This window comes from Granulicella paludicola, assembly GCF_025685545.1.
Lineage (GTDB): Bacteria > Acidobacteriota > Terriglobia > Terriglobales > Acidobacteriaceae > Granulicella > Granulicella paludicola.
In genome coordinates this window covers 149163-166661 of record NZ_JAGSYC010000024.1, presented here as the reverse complement: position 1 = coordinate 166661, position 17499 = coordinate 149163, and the positions used below count along the sequence as shown (strand labels likewise).

General features: G+C 59.2%; 16 protein-coding genes. 9 read left to right on the top strand and 7 right to left on the bottom strand.

Annotated features, from left to right (window positions below; translation table 11 throughout):
* Positions 1-40: 40 nt before the first annotated feature.
* The 4 genes from OHL14_RS10110 (at position 41) to OHL14_RS10095 (ending at position 2428) form a co-directional block, all read left to right on the top strand.
* Entirely contained in the window at positions 41-772 is a 732-nt protein-coding gene (locus OHL14_RS10110; protein WP_263379223.1) for a queuosine precursor transporter, read from the top strand.
* Between the two features lie 31 nt (positions 773-803).
* A complete protein-coding gene (locus tag OHL14_RS10105; RefSeq protein WP_263379222.1) occupies positions 804-1814 on the top strand; it encodes an ABC transporter substrate-binding protein in 1011 nt (336 codons plus the stop codon).
* Positions 1815-1834: 20 nt separating this feature from the next.
* Complete coding sequence (locus tag OHL14_RS10100) at positions 1835-2032, top strand: type II toxin-antitoxin system RelE/ParE family toxin (protein WP_263379221.1); 198 nt, start codon at positions 1835-1837, stop codon at positions 2030-2032.
* 102 nt (positions 2033-2134) lie between these two features.
* Positions 2135-2428, top strand: coding sequence for an addiction module antidote protein (locus OHL14_RS10095; protein ID WP_263379220.1), 294 nt, complete (start codon positions 2135-2137; stop codon positions 2426-2428).
* Positions 2429-2591: 163 nt separating this feature from the next.
* Here OHL14_RS10095 and OHL14_RS10090 read toward each other — a convergent pair whose 3' ends face one another.
* The gene (locus OHL14_RS10090) at positions 2592-4172 is read right to left on the bottom strand and encodes an FAD-dependent thymidylate synthase (protein ID WP_263379219.1); all 1581 of its coding nucleotides are present in this window, start codon (positions 4170-4172) and stop codon (positions 2592-2594) included.
* A 70-nt stretch (positions 4173-4242) separates the two neighbouring features.
* On the opposite strand from OHL14_RS10090, the gene fabG reads away from it, so the two are divergent.
* Both fabG and OHL14_RS10080 read left to right on the top strand, forming a co-directional pair.
* Entirely contained in the window at positions 4243-4989 is a 747-nt protein-coding gene (gene fabG / locus OHL14_RS10085; protein WP_263379218.1) for a 3-oxoacyl-[acyl-carrier-protein] reductase, read from the top strand.
* Between the two features lie 180 nt (positions 4990-5169).
* Positions 5170-5583, top strand: coding sequence for a helix-turn-helix domain-containing protein (locus tag OHL14_RS10080; protein ID WP_263379217.1), 414 nt, complete (start codon positions 5170-5172; stop codon positions 5581-5583).
* A gap of 86 nt (positions 5584-5669) precedes the next feature.
* On the opposite strand, the gene OHL14_RS10075 is transcribed toward OHL14_RS10080, so the two are convergent.
* The 4 genes from OHL14_RS10075 to OHL14_RS10060 form a co-directional block, all read right to left on the bottom strand.
* On the bottom strand, positions 5670-6584 hold the full coding sequence (locus OHL14_RS10075; protein WP_263379216.1) for a rhomboid family intramembrane serine protease: 915 nt from the start codon (positions 6582-6584) through the stop codon (positions 5670-5672).
* 35 nt (positions 6585-6619) lie between these two features.
* Positions 6620-7153 carry a hypothetical protein gene (locus OHL14_RS10070; protein ID WP_263379215.1) on the bottom strand — a complete coding sequence of 178 codons (534 nt, stop codon included), beginning with the start codon at positions 7151-7153 and terminating at the stop codon, positions 6620-6622.
* 103 nt (positions 7154-7256) lie between these two features.
* Complete coding sequence (locus OHL14_RS10065) at positions 7257-8231, bottom strand: MBL fold metallo-hydrolase (RefSeq protein WP_263379213.1); 975 nt, start codon at positions 8229-8231, stop codon at positions 7257-7259.
* A gap of 59 nt (positions 8232-8290) precedes the next feature.
* Positions 8291-8755, bottom strand: a complete 465-nt coding sequence (locus OHL14_RS10060; protein ID WP_263379212.1) for a MaoC family dehydratase — start codon at positions 8753-8755, stop codon at positions 8291-8293.
* A gap of 176 nt (positions 8756-8931) precedes the next feature.
* Between OHL14_RS10060 and OHL14_RS10055 the strand changes: the two genes are divergently transcribed.
* Both OHL14_RS10055 and OHL14_RS10050 read left to right on the top strand, forming a co-directional pair.
* Entirely contained in the window at positions 8932-9786 is an 855-nt protein-coding gene (locus OHL14_RS10055; RefSeq protein ID WP_263379211.1) for a DNA-methyltransferase, read from the top strand.
* 928 nt (positions 9787-10714) lie between these two features.
* Positions 10715-11551: a hypothetical protein gene (locus tag OHL14_RS10050; protein ID WP_263379210.1), complete on the top strand. Its 837-nt coding sequence runs from the start codon at positions 10715-10717 to the stop codon at positions 11549-11551.
* Between the two features lie 261 nt (positions 11552-11812).
* On the opposite strand, the gene OHL14_RS10045 is transcribed toward OHL14_RS10050, so the two are convergent.
* Both OHL14_RS10045 and OHL14_RS10040 read right to left on the bottom strand, forming a co-directional pair.
* Entirely contained in the window at positions 11813-15493 is a 3681-nt protein-coding gene (locus tag OHL14_RS10045; RefSeq protein ID WP_263379209.1) for an alpha-amylase family glycosyl hydrolase, read from the bottom strand.
* 189 nt (positions 15494-15682) lie between these two features.
* Positions 15683-16525, bottom strand: a complete 843-nt coding sequence (locus OHL14_RS10040; RefSeq protein ID WP_263379208.1) for a winged helix-turn-helix domain-containing protein — start codon at positions 16523-16525, stop codon at positions 15683-15685.
* A 166-nt stretch (positions 16526-16691) separates the two neighbouring features.
* Between OHL14_RS10040 and OHL14_RS10035 the strand changes: the two genes are divergently transcribed.
* Positions 16692-17483, top strand: a complete 792-nt coding sequence (locus OHL14_RS10035) for a hypothetical protein (protein WP_263379207.1) — start codon at positions 16692-16694, stop codon at positions 17481-17483.
* Positions 17484-17499 lie beyond the last annotated feature (16 nt).

The following is a 17499-nucleotide window of genomic DNA, read 5'->3' as shown; positions in this document are numbered from 1 at the left end:
ACTGGTAACTTTTCCCAACCTCCTGAGATAGCCTTATCTCATGCGCCGCTTCCGCTACCTTGATGCCATCACGACGGCCTTCGTGGTGATCCTGCTTGTCGCCAATCTTGTCGCCCAGAAGATCTTCCGTGTCGGCCCGTTCCACCTGTTCGGACCTGTCTCAATCCCGGCCTTCACGACCTCCGGCGCCATCGTCCTCTTCCCTATCACCTACATCTTCGGCGACGTCTTCACCGAAATCTATGGCTACGCTGCCAGCCGCCGTGCCATCTGGCTTGGCTTCTTCGGCACCGCCCTGCTCTATGCCGTGTCGGCAGTGGTAATCGCCCTTCCCGCCGACCCGCAGTTCCACAACCAGGCCGCCTTTATCGCTGTCTTCGGCATTCTGCCGCGCATCCTCATCGCAAGCCTCATTGCCTTCTGGGCAGGCGAGTTTGCCAACTCCTACACCATGGCTAAACTCAAGCTCATCACCAAAGGTCGGTGGCTCTGGACGCGCACGGTCGGCTCCACCGTCGTCGGCCAGCTCGTCGATACCTCGCTCGTCATCTTCCTTACCTTTGCTGGCACCTTCTCCGGCGGCAAGATGGTCGAAATCATCCTTACCGGCTACGTGCTCAAGGTCATCTACGAGGTTCTCGCCACACCGCTCACCTATCTTGTCGTAAACTTCCTGAAACGCGCAGAGCATCTGGATACGTTCGACACCCACACAAACTTCAACCCCTTCCGCTTCGCGGACAGCAAGGGCGCTGAGGTCAAGCAAGTGTAGCTATACCCTATCCATCTCCCAGGAGACCCCGATGTTTCGCGGACTGCCCTGCACGATCGCTCGATGTATCGCGCCTCTCGCTCTGCTTGCATCCTGGTCGACGCACGCTCAGGTACCCGCCCAATCACCTCTGACCGTGCAGCTGGACTGGAAGCCCACCGCACAGTTCGCCGGCATCCTCGCCGCCAAACAGCAGGGATACTATGCAGCCGAAGGCCTGAACGTCACTATCGTCTCGGATCGTGGCAACGCTGGCGATCAGCCGAGCGTGAGAATCGTCGCCGCGCACGCGAAAGACACCGTTCCCTGGGTCGGCATCACCGAAGCCGACGAGCTTCTCTCGGGCCGCGCCGCCGGTCTGCCGCTGCAGGCCTTCGCCACCATCTTTCAGACCACGCCCTTTGCCCTGCTTACCCTGAAGACCTCCGGCCTCACCAGCATCAAGAGCCTGCGCGGCAAGACCATCGGCCTCCACGATGATGGAGAGAAAGCTCTCGATGTTCTGCTGAAGTTCAACGGCATGACCCGCCAGGATGTCCACGTCATCCGCATCCCCTACACGCTGGAACCGCTCATCAATGGACAGGCCGATGCTATCCAGGGCTACACCATCGACGAAGCCGTGCGTCTGGAGATGGAAAAGCACCCCATCAACATCATCCCCATGGCAGCCAACGGCTACGTCTCCTACGCCGAGGTACTCTTCACGCCAACCGCAGTCCTGCACGAGCACCCGCAAGAGCTCACGCGGTTCCTTCGCGCTTCCGCCAAAGGCTGGCGCTACGCCGCCGACCACCCCGACGAAACGGCGCAAATGATCGTCACCCGGTACATGCCGGAGAGTTCCTTTGCCGAGCAGGAGGCGTCCCTGCTGGCGGTCCTGAAGCTGCTTTATACCGAAAGCCCGCAGTTCGGCATGATGCAATCCGACACCTGGATGAAGTCGATCCAGATGTTCGAAACCTACAGGCTGGTTGATAAGAAATTGAGTGAGCGGGAAGCAGTAAGCTATGCCGTACTAGATGACCTCTACGGAAAGTAGTTTTTAGACTACAATCAACCATGTTTGACATCCTCCAGACAGAAACTTTTGCGAAGTGGAGATCGAAGCTGAAAGACGACGTCGCTCGAGCGGCGATCGCCCTCCGAATTGCCCGGCTTGAACTTGGACAATTCGGAGACACCAAGCCTGTCGGCGACGGTATCAGTGAATTACGTATTCACTACGGACCTGGATATCGCATCTATTTTCATCGTTGAGGACAAACGATCATCGTCCTATCTCTGCGGCGGCAATAAAACCACACAGGCCAAGGACATCCAGAAAGCAAAGTTACTGGCCAAAGAAGGGACCGAATAGATATGGCTGAGAAACTTACAACCTATGACCCCGCAGAGGACCTGACCTCCGACAAGGGCATCGCCTACTTCATGAGCGAGGCCTTCAAGACACAAGACCCGACGTTCATCGCACATGCGCTCGGCGTCGTAGCCCGCGCGAAGGGAATGACACAGATCGCAAAGGAGACCGGACTCTCTCGCGAACAGCTTTACCGCTCGTTTAGCAAGAACGGCAATCCTTCGCTAAAGAGCACCTTCGCCGTAATGAAAGCATTAGGAATTGATTGGACGACGAAGATAAAGTCTGCCGCTTAGTCGCGATTCTTTCGGCTAGCTAGGGTTAGCTCTGCAGTCCTAATGCGGGGAGACTGTGATTGCCCGGCCTGCGACAAACCGTTGGTTGCAAGAACCAAAGGCTGCTCTACATCGCTAATAGTCATTTTTCGAGTCGTTGTTGCCACTCGTCGATAGCTGGTGCTCATCGCTTCAGCAGGTCCACCGGCACATGCACGTCCTCAATCCGGAACATGCCCTTCAGCGCCGGATGCCGTGCCGCGATCGCGCGATACATCTCCCATGCCACCAGCCTGTAGCTGAAGTGCCCGGCGATCCCGCTGCGCAGCTCTGAGATATACAGCGCCTCCGCAAAGTCCATCTTGAACATCGCGCGGCACCGCATCCCCAATGGCAGCAGATACTGCGCACTCTGCGCGGCTTCAGCCTCTCCGCTATCTTTTAGTGAGCGGTAAGCAGCCACAGCCGCAGCCATCGCCGCTTGATACGCATCCTCCAGCCCAGCCTCTGCCAGCGTCGGCTGGCCAGGGCAGATGGGTTCATCGTAGCCGTGCAGATCGGTGAACTCCTGGATCAGCTGCACGCAACGGCGATGCCGGTGCATGTCGCGGAAGCCGCCGATGTCCATCAGGATGTCGAAGCGGAAACCATGCCCGGAGTGGAAGCTCCGCAACAGCTCATCGTGGCGACCCCGGTTCGCCGTGCCAATCTTCAACAGCTCATCGCGACGCACCTCTGGCAACGCGGCCACCGCCCCTCGCAGCTGGCGATAGCTGTAGTGGCAGTGCGGATAAAGCAGCGACGTAACCAGCTCCACCTCGAGGTCTTCATCGTCATCCAGCAGATCGACGATGGGCGCAGGATAGATCGGGCGCGAGACGCCATCGGCTCCTCTCATCAGTTCGGCGGCTGCCTGCGTGAGCTCTTTGCGGGTCGTGATCTGATACGCACTTGGCTCGGCGTACTTCACCAGCGTAGGGGCTGTCCGCACCGGCGGCATCAGATCATTCAAAATCTCTGCCGTGGCCGCAGCGTCGACGACGCCTTCGCCAGCCATCTCTTCCAGCTTGTCGCGCTGCACGTTCCATGCGGGCTCGCTCGCAGCGGCGCGCAGCTTCGTGCCGAGGTCGCGAATTTCGGCGAACTCGCTCGAGAGCAGCCGTGAGACTTGAGTCTCCAGCGTGCGTGCGTTCACAATCTGTCCCAGCGAGGTGTTGGTTGCCAGCGGCAGCAGATAGCGAGCCGCATCGAAGGCCCGCGCTTTCAGCGTCCGCGCGTAGGCTTCCTGCTTCATCTCTTCGGGCTTTGGGATCGCCGCCGTCAGCGCCTCAAACATGCCGGAACTCAACGCATCGTACGAAGCGAAGAGACCTTCAACCGCCTTGGTGTAGGCGGCCTTCCGCTCTTCACTCAGAGCAGGCGTGTACCAGCCACTGCGACGGAAGTCCTGGTAACGCGTCGACCGCTCCTGCCCATCCCAGCGCGTTTCGTCGACGAGGTCGATGGCCGCGAGCAAGCTCAGCCGTTCGATCGCAAACGGAATGTGCGCCAGGTCGGCAATGGACCGATGTCCATACTGAAAATAGAAGGTGTTCAGAAACTGCTCGGCCCGCTGCGAACTGATCTCGGTCAGCGACTCGCGCATCGTTAGCGCCGACCGCGAGTACTTGGCCATCGCATACGCGAGGACCTCTGGCTCAGCGCCATGAATGGCGTAGACTTCGGTGGTGTTGGGCGAGGGGTGCTTCTGCGGGCTATCAGACATGACTCGGACAAGGATATCGCGACCCCCTCTGGGGAAGTGATTTAATACGTAAAGACATTTGGAGGAAACATTGAGTCACCTGACAGGAAGAATTGCGTTAGTTACTGGCGCTTCGCAGGGCATTGGACGCGCCTGCGCTCTCGAACTCGCCAAGGCGGGCGCCACCGTCGCCCTCGCCGCCCGTAACGTCGAAAAGCTCGAGGCCGTCGCGGCTGAGATCACAGCCGCTGGCGGCACCGCCAAGGCCTACGCGCTCGATATCTCCAGCGAAGATTCCATCAAGGCTGGCGCAAAGGCCGTGCTGGCCGACCACGGAGCCGTGCATATCCTCGTCAATAACGCCGGCATCACCAAGGACGGGCTCGTGATGCGCATGAAGCTTGCCGACTTCGAGGACGTGCTTCGCACCAATCTCACGGGCAGTTTCCTGCTCACCCAGGCGCTGATATCGCCTATGATGAAGGCCCGCTGGGGCCGCATCCTGAACATCACCTCGGTCGTCGGCGAGACCGGCGCGGCAGGCCAGGCTAACTACGCAGCGTCCAAAGCGGGCATGATCGGCCTCACCAAGTCACTCGCCCGTGAGTTTGCCTCCCGCGGCATCACCGTGAACGCCATTGCTCCGGGCTTCATCCAGACGCCCATGACCGACGTGCTGACCGACGACCAGAAGACAGGCATCCTCAGCCAGATTCCGCTGGCTCGCTATGGAGCCGACTCCGACATCGCTGCGGCAGTGGTTTACCTGGCCTCAGAGAACGCTGGGTACATCACCGGCCACACCCTGGACGTCAACGGCGGCATGTACATGGGCTGATGTGGGTCTATTGAGATCCCTGTTTTCCGAAGCTGCTGAAGGTTTTGCTCTGTTTGGGCAAGGTTTTCAGCAGCTTTTCCGCGTCTCTACCTCGACACGAATCTCCAAAGGTACGAGATCGAACGAGAATCGGTCGTTTAACGCTTGCTACCGTCCATCTGTATCGGTAGCTTACGGCTAATGGCTTCTATGCAAACACTCGTTCCGGAGCAGGCAAGGCCCTCGCCGGAGGTCACGCCGATCAATATCGGTGTCACGATCCGCAGCTTCCGCCTGCAACGCGGAATGTCGCAGGGTGATATCGAAAAGCGCACCGGGCTTCTGCGCTGCTATCTCTCCCGCGTAGAAAACGGCCACACGGTTCCGTCGCTGGACACATTGCAGAAGATCGCAGGCGCGCTGGATCTGCCTCTCAGCCAGTTCTTCGCCGAGGACACCGATCGCGAGCTGCAGGGTGCAGCCCTGAGCGGTGAAGAGATTCGCTTCCTTACGCAGGTACAGCGCTACTCCTCGCAGCTGACAGAGAACGACCGTCGTCTGCTGCTTGCAATGGTCCGCAAGTTCGCTGCGACCGCCTCCACATCCATGAGCTAGGTAGAGCACTAAAACCGATCGCACGACAATAGAAAAGCGTCCCGGCTTCCGGGGCGCTCATTTTTTGCCAGGTTCCATGTGGAGAGCTAGTTGATCGGTCGCACGAACGTCGCCAAAGCATAGGCATAGAGGCACAGCAGCAGCGCCGAAACTGCGTAGGTAATCCGCTGCCTCCGCCGGTAACTTGATCGTCCTGTGGTCATCTTGGGAAACAGCGGCAGTCCCAGCGCGAGGCCACTTAGAAAGCCGCCCAGATGAGCGGAGTTATCGATCCGTGGCATCATCGCAGAAAACTGCGACGAACCTAGCGCCACGAGCTTTGGCGCCACGCCCAGCACCAGGTTGACCACAGCAAAAAAGATCACCTGCTGCCGCAGCTTCTTCAACTCGTTCCACGGTACTGAAAGCTTTCGGTTGGATAGCAGCACGATCAGGATGCCCGCGATGCCAAATACAGATCCCGACGCTCCAGCCACGATTCCAGGCTCCCCGGAATACAGGGTCAGGGTGTAGGAAAGCAGCATCCCTGCCGTTCCTGTCAGCAGGTACACCGCAATCAACCCGCGCTTACCCAGCAAGGGCTCGCCGAAGAGTCCAAGGTTCCACAGGCACCACATATTCAGCAGGATGTGCAGCAGCGTTACGTGCACAAACGTGCCTGTTATCAGCCTCCACCACTGCCCCTGCTGGATCAGGTACGAGCCCGTAGCTCCAAACCGCTCGAGCACGGGTATGTCGAACGGTGCGGTAAGCACACTCCCTAAGGCATGGCTGCGGAGCAGCGCCGGGATCGGCCCATAGCCAAACATCACCGCATATACGGCGATATTGATTCCGATAAGGGTGTAGGTAGCCGGATAATTCCACAGAGACGTCCGCGCGTCGTTCTCCGCAGAGGTCGCAGAGGCGGCTTCGCCCATTGAGGCCTCAACAGCCGCGAGGCTCTCTCCGCTGGAATGTGAGCGAGGTTCGAGGCCGTCTGTGTAAGGGATGTCGCTCAAGAATTTCCGGAGAAGGCCTGAACCGGCAGGCGCTACTAAACTTCCTGCTTGCGCAGCAACTCGCGCAGCTCGGGGGAGATACGCTCGCGCATCATCGAAACGGCGATGCCGAAGATGGGCGTCGCCATCGCAACGAGAATCCACAGCAACATCGAAACGACCACACCCGCAATCGCCACCGTCTCCAGGCCGACCGTGATGCTGTCGGGAATCCGTGCCAGCGCGGTCACGCTATCAGGATGGAGATGCAGATGAACATTCGTGATATGGCTGATGGCTTCGACGCGGTGCATGACCAGCGCAGCGAGTAAAAACGCAGCAAACGAGAGAGATGTCGCGGCCAGGAGCAGCACGTCAACCGTGCGATGAATTCGCTGACGGTGACGGCAGTGGCCACACTCGCTCAGGTGCGCCTCGTATTCAAGGCGCAGATCCGGGGAGTTTCCAGTAATGTCATACCGCCAGCCCGAAAGGATAGCCCCGACGACTGGGTCCGTGCACAGGCTGTTCTTATTGGCGCGGGTCTCTTTGCGACTTGGGCGTGACTGATTTGGCATATTTGGGTTCACGTTTCTACAAGTTTATCCCAACCGATACGACGGCAGGAAGCGCATTGTTCCACACACCTTATTTAGACGTTTCAGCCTTGCCCCGGATTCATCGAAATGCGATTCAAAGCAGGATTGGCGGCATCGGCTCTGCCTGACGTGCAAGCACAACGCGATTCCCTAAGAGGCTCATTCGATTGCCGATAGCCTGTTCCGCCGCTAGCAGCGCAAGCTCCGGCAGGTTGTTCTGTTCCGACAAGTGCCCGAGAACTATGGTGTGGGCTCCACCGTCGTAATCGCGGCTCAAAAATTCAGCGGTCGCTGTGTTCGATAGGTGACCAACCCGGCTAAGTACGCGCTGCTTGACGCTCCATGGGTATGGTCCGTCCTTCAACATCTCCAGATCGTGGTTCGATTCCATCAGAAGAACATCGATGTTCTTCAACGCCATCTTCACATTTGGTGGCACATAACCCAGGTCGGTGGCCACCGCCATACGAAGGCTCTCTTTGCGGGCGTGGAAGACGAAACCACAGGGGTCAGCCGCGTCGTGCGGGATGGTAAACGGATTGACGTCGATATCGCCGATAGAGAACGCTTGCCCCGCCCGGAAAAACTCCACAGCCGGCAGAGCCGCAGGGTTTGCCTTAACCTTGGGCGCGCACTCCTCTTCGCCTTCGGGATCGACCGGAATCTGAGCCTCTTCGCTGCCCAGATCTTCTTCCTCAGCGGCGGCCAGCAACGTGTGCGCTGGAGCCTCTTTCGCCGCTGCAGCCTCACGCTCGCGCAGCTCCAGCCACTTGGCGTAGCTCATCGTTGTCTTTGGCGTCAGCATTCGCACCCACGCGCGATGCGTCTGCTCGGTGAAGTACACGGGCACGCCCAGCCGCCGAGCCAGCACCGCCAGCCCTGCTACGTGATCAATATGCTCATGGGTTACAAGAATCGCGCTGATCGTCGTGGGGTCTTCCCCGGCGACCGCCATGCGGCGCAGCAACTCGCGGCAGCTGAGTCCGGCGTCGACCAGCAGAGAGGTCTTTCCGGCAGCAACAATCGTTGCATTGCCCTTGGAACCCGATGCCAGTACCGTCATCCGCATTGCTTTAACGATACGCTCGCCCCCTGTGCAAGCACGAGGGGGGTAGCTCGAGGCGCTACCTACTCGCCGCTTCCAGCCTGCTTTAAAGGAGCCAGGAAGTTCACGACGGAGCGCATCACCACCTCGCCCCGCTGGTTGAACACCGTCGTCCGCGAGCGCACCACGCCGTACTTCGGACGCGACGCCGAGGCGCGCACATTCAGGATCTCCGCCTCGGTGCGGAGGGAGTCGCCCGGACGAACCGCCTGCGTCCAGCGCATCTCTTCCACGCCCGCGCCGATCATGCCGCCCGCCACATGGATCGACTCCACACGCAGTCGCATCACGATCGCGGCTGTAAGCCAGCCCGAGGCTGCCAGGCCTTTGAAGAACGAGCTCTCGCCGGCGGCCTCATCCAGATGGAACGGTTGCGGATCGTACTGTTCAGCAAACTGCTTGATCTCTTCGGCTGTCACCTTGTAGCTGCGGCCGGAGACGAACTTCAGCCCCGGATAAAAATCTTCGAAATAAAGCTCCGTTTGCACGACCCTGTCTCCTCGTTCTTCGGCGAAAAGCCCTCTGCCGCCTGGCCCACTAGTATTGGCGCACGCGGATCCCACTTGTCCTGATATCCACGGAATGCGCCGCCGTTACACCCTATCTGATTCTGACTATCCGATAATAGACTCACCCGAAGCGCACGCACTATCCGAGAGCGGCTATGAACAGAATCATTCGACAGGAAAACCTCGCCGCGCTCCGCAAGCTGCCTTCCGCCAGTGTGCCGCTGATCTATATCGATCCGCCGTTCAACACCGGCGTGCGGCAGAAGCGAACCCGCATCCGCGCCGTCCGCGACGTAACCGGCGACCGCACCGGCTTCGGCGGCCATCGCTACCGCACAGAGATTCTCAAAACTGCACCTACCTACATCGACATCTTCGACGACTATCTGGGCTTTCTGCGCCCGCGCCTGCTCGAAGCGCACCGCCTGCTTACGCCCACCGGCTCGCTCTTCTTCCACATCGACCCGCGCGAGGTCCATTACTGCAAGGTGCTGCTCGATGAGATCTTCACCACGCCGGGGGTCTCGGGCCGCGACTGCTTCCAGAACGAGATCATCTGGGCCTACGACTATGGCGCTCGCCCGACCAAGCGCTGGCCCGCCAAGCATGACAACATCCTCTGGTACACGAAAGACCCGAAGCTATACACCTTCAATCTTGAGGGAACGGACCGCATTCCCTACATGGCGCCCGGTCTTGTAGGAGCAACGAAGGCAGCGCGCGGTAAGACGCCCACGGATGTCTGGTGGCACACGATCGTCTCGCCCACCGGCAAGGAGAAGACGGGCTACCCGACTCAGAAGCCGCTGGGCATTCTGGAACGCATCATCCGGGTGCATTCGAACCCTGGCGACACGGTGCTGGACTTCTTCGCAGGCAGCGGGACAGCAGGGGTAGCTGCCGCTCGCAACGGTCGAGAGTACATCCTGATCGACCAGAACCCTGAGGCTGTCAAGCTGATGCGTAAGCGCCTGAAGGTTGTCAGCCCCCTCAAGGTTGTCAGCCCATAGAGGAGTTGCTCTGCGGCTCCGGCTTCCAACTCTGTATTCTCTGTTCCCGATTAATGACAACAGGGGTGACGATGCTGAGCATCGTCACCCCCAGGGGCCCATAGAAGTCCGCGATTCCCGAATGACTGATCGCGTTGAGAATAGTACGCTGGCGATCCGACTTGACCGGACCGACCTCGCATTAGAGGAGCGAAGATACCTTGGTGGCCTACTTCACACTCAGGTTCGTTCAAAGCTCTTGCGAAGGCGACTATCGTTCGATGTTCACCGAAAGGATTCGGAGGTCATCACGTACAGCAGAGAAAATGAAGCAGAGAAGCGAAAGTAGAAAGAGTTAAGCAGCCGACTGCGAGACAGTGGTGGTCGAGACTGGGGTCGTGACGGTGGTCGTGGAACCGCAGGTGTGGTGGCAGCAGCTAACGGAAGCGAAGTTAAAGAGAGAGAAGAAGCAGCAAAACATGGTATTTCCTCCTGAAATGTTGTTACTAAAAAGACAGTATCTTCCAAACATAAACGGGTCAATGGTTTACACGCTTTTCGGAGGGGGAGAGACTACCCCTTTAGGGGCATAACCAGAGGAGATGCAGAGGGACTATCTGCCTTGGCAAGACTGACTATGCTGGTAGGTCTCCTCTGAAAGCTCACGCATTCGCTGCGTTGGTACGTGAGCGCCGGTTTCCATTTCGCACTCAGAACGGTACACTCGACCCACCCTATCCAAAGCAGTTTATGGAGACGGCAGCGCGCATCCTGAGTCCTCTCGTGCATGGCTTTACCTGACGGCGTTTTTTGCCTGTGAGCTATCTCGCGGGGTTGAAATAGCGTCCTACTGCACTTGAGGTGTATCTCGCCGCCTTGGACTCAAGGCTGCCACCTCGGCAACATCACCCGCAATCCCCTGGAAAACCCGCAAGGAGGAAGAACGAATATGAGTGATCTCGACCACGAGGAAGTACACACCAAATCCGCGCCCGTGTGGCTGTCCGGCGTATCTGTTGTCGCGTTGCTGGCAGGTCTTGGCGCGCTGGCCTGGAACATCGGCTTGCAGAGCCATCTGAGCAATGCCGAGCAGCAGCTTAGCGCGGCTACTCAGCAGAACTCCGTGCTGACGCAGAAGCTGGAAGACACGAATGAACGCCTCAAGGCACAGGGCGAGGCACTTGGCCAAAGCGTGGGCCTGACTCAGAAGCAGCTCGAAGACCGTTCGCAGCAGCTTGTTGCGGTGGAGCGTGCCGATGCCTCTCGCCTGGCACGCGAGCAGAAGGCGACGGCTGCGCAGGTTGGTGCGGTTCAGACCGATGTCGCTTCCGTGAAGACCGATGTTGGCGGTGTAAAGACCGATGTGGCGAACACGCAGGCTGATCTGGCGGACACCAAGTCGCAGCTGACGCGCGTGGTTGGCGATGCGGGCGTGATGAGCGGCTTGATTGCGACGAACCATTCCGAGCTGGAGGAGCTGAAGCACCGAGGCGATCGCAACTACTACGAGTTCACGCTGCATAAGGGCGGCGGAGCGCAGAACGTTGGCACGATCAAGGTGGCGTTGAATAAGGTCGATCCGAAGCGCTCGAAGTACACGCTGACGGTTAGCTCGGACGACAAGAGCATCCAGAAGAAGGACAAGAACCTGGATGAGCCTGTGCAGTTTTACTCGGGTAAGTCGCCTGCTTTGTTTGAGATCGTGGTGAACGATATCAACAAGAACCAGGTAACTGGTTACCTGAGCACGCCGAAGAGCGTACCCGGACCGATCGCTGTACCGTAACCCCCTCCCCCCTTACTTTAAGGTCTAAAGTACTGAATTTATAGGGCTTAAGTCCGAATCTAGTGTTTGTGAAGTCTAAAACAAAGAAAGAGCGACACGCGGAGAGTTCCGCTGTCGCTCTTTTTTCCTTCTATTTCAATTATAACGGATTGAGATATGTAAACATGCAACTCTATTCCATTTTAAATCAAAGACTTACAGGATTATGGGCTTGACAGTAATTCAATATTCCGAGTTTCGCCCTTCGCAACTGCGGCCGCTCTATTTAGCGCCCCCTGTTGGGACGTGACCCACCGGATATGGCTCATCTAACGTCTTCTCTGAGGTCTTTTCACTGGGTTCAGCCGGAGCAGCGGCTTTCTTCTGGACCCTCGATGACTTTTTCTCTGCGCTTAACAACTTCCGGAAGCTCTCCACCTTGTAGCCCGCATTTTCAGCGTCCGACAAAATGGGCTGTATGGAAGCTGGTTTTTCTTCCGCTGCAGGCCTATTCTGCCGCTCAAGCCACTCCATCAAACTCGCGAACTTATCGCGATCAAGGTACGTGATTCCTTCCGATTCGTTGACGCCGGTGAGCCAGCGAACGTCGGGATCGCTCCAAAAGGCATTGTCTTTGATCGACTTCAGAAGATCACCCTTATAAGCAAGCAGGACACGAACGCGCGCGCTTGCCAGCCACGAGTCCTGGCCCCAGATACCGAGTGTTGCGAAGATATCGGCGATTGGGCGTCTCAGCCCAAGTTCGTCGAAGAGCGCTACTCTGCCGACGGAGTCAGGAAAAGATTCCAGCACGACCTGAAGCAGGTACGTTGCCCACATCTCGGAGGTTATGTCGACGAGCGTCGTCTCAGCGATCGACTTACGTACAGAGATCGCTTGTTCGAGCAGGCTCTCGCCGTAGTCCGAAGCGGACACAGGCAGCGGCACGACCTGCGAGATCTCGTGGCGCAGGCGTTCGCCTGAGCTGAGGAATTGCTCAAACTTGGAGTCCTGTTCGACGAGGGCTGACTCTATGACAGACTCGATCGGCGCTTCGGCGACGGCGTCGTCCAAAACTTCTTCGGCGTTGGGTAAACCGGCGTCTGCCGACTCCGTGATCTCTTCCACCTCAACAAGCGCCGCGGAGGGACGAGGCAAAGCCTTCACGGCTTCGACGAACGACTGGAGGTGCTGAGGGCTGGCAAGATCGCGTAACGCGCCGTGAACCTTTTTGAGGCGAAGCTCACGGAGTGCCTGATCGAGATTCGGAACACCGGCTCCGTTCAGCGAGTCGCAAAGGTCGTGCCAGGGATACTCTTCGGAGGACCTCAACTCGCGCCAGTTCTGCAGGACGACATACTGATAGCCGCGGAGGCGCAGCGTGAGACCTTCGTCACGCAGTTCGGAGCCGCGACGCAGATACTCGGTGCCTTCGTTGCTGTCCTTGTAGGCGATGAGCACATCATTGTCGAAGGGCAGCGCGAGCGCTTCCATCAGCGTTCTGTGGCGCAGGTGGCCGCTGCCCTTGTCGATGGAGCCGACGGAGGTTTTGATAGTCCCCCAGGTGCTCTCGTAGATGTTGTTGTAGAGGATGACGGCGCGCTCATCGCCCAGGCGGTTGGAGTACGCCATGACGTTCTCGTCGACAGAGCCAAAACTTGTCCAGAAGTCGTAGAGCACGAAGTTGGTGCTTTCAGCGAAAAGCTTGCGGTTCTTGAGCAGTGGGGTGATCTCTCGCTGATAGCGCTGCATGAGGCGCTCATCCGGAGTTTCGTCCATGCGCGCCTGCTTGAAGTCCATGCCGTAGCGCTCGGAGAAGCCTTCGATCTGACCGTGCGCAAACATGGGCAGGCCGGGCAGCGTGGCCAGCAGGGTGCAGGTGCCGAAGTGCTTGTCTCCGTCTCCGAACTGCTCCGCTGCTGTCTTCTCGTCAGGGTTGCTCATGAAGTTGACGTAGCGCTTGAGGATGTCTGGATCGAATTCGAGCGTCTTCTTCAGGTAGGAGCGATACTTGGCATTCTCTTCGTCGCGCAGCATGTTCATGAAGGCGCTGTTGTAGACGCGATGCATGCCGAGGGTGCGGACGAAGTAGCCTTCGAGGAGCCAGAACGCCTCAGCGAGTAGCAGGGTGCCGGGGACTTCGACGGCGACACGATCGACGACCTCACGCCAGAACTCGTTCGGCATCAGGGCGTCGAACTCCTCCTGCGACATGGCGTTTTCAGCACGAGAAGGAATAGAACCGCCAACGCCGGGGAGCGGGAACCAGAGGCGCTGCACATGGCGCTTGGCGAGCACCATGGCGGCGTCGAAGCGGATGATCGGGAAGAGTCGCGCAACGTGCAGGATGACCTGCATGACGTGCTCACGGACGAAGGCCTTGGAGTAGTCGAGCTGCGCGGTATCGTTCCAGGCAAAGGTGGTGCCGTCGTTGCCGTGATACATGAAGTGTGTCTGACCATCGCCATAGGTGCGGAGGCGAAAGGCCACGGCGGCGTCGGTCTGATCGTAGTAGTGGTCTTCGATCTTGATCTCGGCGCGGCTGTCGGTGGAGAGATCGGGGCCTTCGAAGCTGTAGACCGGGAACGGGCTGTCCTTGCGAGTGATGAACCACTCAGGGTGCTCGATGACCCAGGGCGAATCGATGCCCATGTGGTTGGGCACCATGTCGCTGGCGAGGCGTAGACCGTACGCTGCCGCGCGATCGCGCAGGCGTTCGTAGGCTGCGTTGCCACCGAGATCTTCCGCAATGTTGTAGTCCTTGAGCGAGTAAGCGGAGGCGACGGCATCGGCCTGCCCTCGCAGTCGCTTAATGGTGCGCGACGCGATGCTGCGCTCCCAGAGACCAATGAGCCAGAGCGCGGTCATACCGCGGTCGGCGAGGGCCTTCAACTCTTCGTCGGGGATCTGGTCGAGGCGATAGATATGGCGCTGATATTTCTTGGAGAGCTGTTCGAGCCAGACATAGGTGCTCTTGGCCATCATGACGACGGTCGGCATCCAGGCGTAGTCCGCGCTGAAGGCTTCGTACTCGACGAGCGGGGCCTGGTGGTCGGTAGCGTACTGCTTGCGGCGGCGGACACCGTCAGAGCCGGTGACGTACTCGTCTTCCCAGCCGACGTACTCGTCACCGACGTAGCCTTCGGGGGACCAGCCGTCGCCGCCATGCATGGGGCGCAGGCCGCCGTGGTTGGGGTGGAACTGCATCCAGATGGCAACGTCTTCTTCGCGCACGACGTCGATGGCGAGCAGCGCGCGCTTGAGATCTTCGCCGAGGAACGGTGTCCAACGTTCGCGCATGAACTCAAGTTGACCGGTCAGCGAATCAGGCGAAGCCAGCATGGGAGCGCGGAGGGCCTGGATGAGCGTGCCGGCTTCTTTGGAGAGTGGTGGACGGGTTTCGAAGTAGCCGGGCAGGCCCGCGGTGAGGTCGGGGTAGGAGGTCTGCTTGCGCAGATCGTCGTCGGCGAAGAGCTCGCGGAAACGGAGGAAGGCAGGGTTCTGGTTGGCGAGCCAGAGGAGCAGAAGCTCTTCCATCTCCGATTCGCGATGGGGCATGCCTTCGGTGCTGCGTTTAAGCCATTCCGCGGCTGTCACCTCCCCGCGAAAGACGGCGGTGCCCGGGAATTTTTCAGCGAAGGTGAGCAGGAGCTTGTCGAGATTTCGGCTGCCGATGCGCTGCGCGAACCACTTCAGGGCTTCGGTGAGCACGGCGGCGTCGACGGTCTGGCGATAGTGCGCCACCATGGCGTGGCTGAGCTCGTCGATGAGGCCCATGGCGAAGAGCGCGGCGCCGTGGATGCTCTGCGGAGTCTCGGCGGATTCGCCGCGAAGCCTGTTCAGGCCGAGGGCAAGTTTGCGCGCCGCCGCCACGTTCGCGAAGATGGCGTTGCCGTTATAGCTGAACAGAACCTCGTCTATATTGAGTCGCTCTCGCAGAGAACGGGCGATATGAAATTCCATGAGACCTTGCTCCAAGAGACCTTGCTCCAAATGCGACGGCGGTGCGCCGTACCCACATGTTAGACACCAGACAGATAGATAGATGCAGGGAAGACGACATGCATCGCTTTGCTGCCAACGGAAGACCATTCTAGGCTCGCACCGATGGCTGTGCGGAGGGAGTTGCGGCGAATCGATGCAGGGATTTGGCTATTCATACGGGCCACAGGCTCCCATAAGCACTAACGAACGCTGTGCAAAAGGTGAGTAGACGAGAATCGCGGTGCAGGCCAGGGCGAGGCCCGCGCTGATGTGATGGATGAGAAGGAAGGGCGAGAGCGACCAGAGGAGGTCAGCAGGGAGAAGAAACGGCCACATCTTCAGGAACTTTTCGCGGGCACGTGGTGCGTGGAAGAGCGTAGCCGAGAGAACGAACGCCCGGACGGGGATCATGACCGCAGCCGTTGCGATCAAGAGGCTGAGAAGCTGGGAGGAGCGCTGGAGCGAGGAGAGGATGTCGGAGATCTCGGCGAGGTTTGCCAGGGCGCCTACATAGAAGGCCAGATACATGCCCTGCAGCGAGAGGAAGAGCGTTTGTACGACTTTGTGCGAAGCGGCCGGGAGTTCGTCCGGAGAGGCGAGCACTCGATCGAGGAGGCCGATCTCGCTGGGGTTGGGGGAGGTGGTTTCGGGTGCCGGGTTGGGCGTGGGGGCGCCGATCTGCTCCACGGGGGCGACGAACCGGTAGCCACGGCGGGCGAGGGTTTCGACGAAGCGAGGGTTGCTGGCGGTGTCGCCGAGGGCCTCGCGGATGCGGTTGATGGCGGAGTTGACGCCGTGCTCGTAGTCGACGAAGGTGCCGTCGGGCCACAGCTCGCGGGAGATCTCTTCGCGGGAGAGGATTTGTCCAGGGTGCTCCAGCAGCAGAGAGAGGAGCTGGAAGGGCTGAGCGGTGAGCTTGACGCGAATTCCCTTGCGGCGGAGTTCGCCTGCGGACGCATCGGCTTCGAAGATGCCAAAGCGATAGCGTCGGGCTGGCTGGGGAGCGGTCATGTCTTCAGGCCAGTGTATCCGAACAGGGGCGGGACTTCAGGGATGGGCATCAGCGAGGACTCTGCGTAAGATGCTGTGCCGCAAAGGGTTGGGCGGTGAGAAACAATCCTGCTCAGGTGAGGGCCGATCTATTGCTTCGTGCGCGGCGGCAAGGCAGAGTACAGACATGAAGCGACGTTATTCGTTGGTATATCGGCTCGGAGTCTTATTTGGCGGAGTTGCGTTGATCCTGAGCGCGGCTGGTCGCAGTTTGGCGGAAGCGCCGTCGGCAGCCAATGCAGCTTTCAGTAGCTACGCCGCTATCGTCGAGGCACGGCTGGCTCGGCAACATCAGGCGGCTGCGAGTTTTCTGGTGCCGGCATCGCCAGAGGTGCGCCGAGGGGTTCCGGAGATCGAGTCGATCGCGACTCCGGCGGTGCCTGGCGCTTTGTTGCATCACTGGCGAGGGACGGCGTTTGTGCCGGGGGCTTCGGCTGCAGACTTTGAGCGGCTTCTGAGGAACTTCGGCGCCTATCCACAGATATATGCTCCTCAGGTGTTGCGAGCCGGGGTGCTGCGCCAGGATGGGGATCATCTGACGGCCTTTATGCGCGTCCGGCAGAAGCATGTGATCGCCGTGGTGATGGATACGAGCTATGACGTGACGTTGGCTCGGCTTGATCCGCAGCACGGCTACAGTATGTCGCGCAGCACTCATATCGCGGAGATCGACTCACCGGGAAGTGCTTCAGAACATGCGCTTTCACCCGCACAAGAGCATGGCTTTTTATGGCGACTCAACACCTACTGGAGCTATGAGGAACGGGATGGCGGCCTCTCTATACAGATCGAGTCGATCACGTTGACGCGATCGATTCCACATGGGCTGGCGTGGGTGGTGCAACCGTTCGTCGAGAGCATTCCGCGCGAATCGCTGGAGTTTACGCTTCGCGCTACAGCCAACGCACTCCACAAGTAACGACCCGAGGACATCA

Excerpts from the sequence above, each read along its gene's own strand:
- OHL14_RS10035 (WP_263379207.1), top strand. The coding sequence starts at position 16,692 with ATGAAGCGACGTTATTCGTTGGTATATCGGCTCGGAGTCTTATTTGGC.
- OHL14_RS10040 (WP_263379208.1), bottom strand. The coding sequence starts at position 16,525 with ATGACCGCTCCCCAGCCAGCCCGACGCTATCGCTTTGGCATCTTCGAA.
- OHL14_RS10100 (WP_263379221.1), top strand. The coding sequence starts at position 1,835 with ATGTTTGACATCCTCCAGACAGAAACTTTTGCGAAGTGGAGATCGAAG.
- OHL14_RS10110 (WP_263379223.1), top strand. The coding sequence starts at position 41 with ATGCGCCGCTTCCGCTACCTTGATGCCATCACGACGGCCTTCGTGGTG.
- OHL14_RS10055 (WP_263379211.1), top strand. The coding sequence starts at position 8,932 with ATGAACAGAATCATTCGACAGGAAAACCTCGCCGCGCTCCGCAAGCTG.
- OHL14_RS10090 (WP_263379219.1), bottom strand. The coding sequence starts at position 4,172 with ATGTCTGATAGCCCGCAGAAGCACCCCTCGCCCAACACCACCGAAGTC.
- OHL14_RS10065 (WP_263379213.1), bottom strand. The coding sequence starts at position 8,231 with ATGCGGATGACGGTACTGGCATCGGGTTCCAAGGGCAATGCAACGATT.
- OHL14_RS10105 (WP_263379222.1), top strand. The coding sequence starts at position 804 with ATGTTTCGCGGACTGCCCTGCACGATCGCTCGATGTATCGCGCCTCTC.
- OHL14_RS10045 (WP_263379209.1), bottom strand. The coding sequence starts at position 15,493 with ATGGAATTTCATATCGCCCGTTCTCTGCGAGAGCGACTCAATATAGAC.
- OHL14_RS10050 (WP_263379210.1), top strand. The coding sequence starts at position 10,715 with ATGAGTGATCTCGACCACGAGGAAGTACACACCAAATCCGCGCCCGTG.
- OHL14_RS10080 (WP_263379217.1), top strand. The coding sequence starts at position 5,170 with ATGGCTTCTATGCAAACACTCGTTCCGGAGCAGGCAAGGCCCTCGCCG.
- OHL14_RS10095 (WP_263379220.1), top strand. The coding sequence starts at position 2,135 with ATGGCTGAGAAACTTACAACCTATGACCCCGCAGAGGACCTGACCTCC.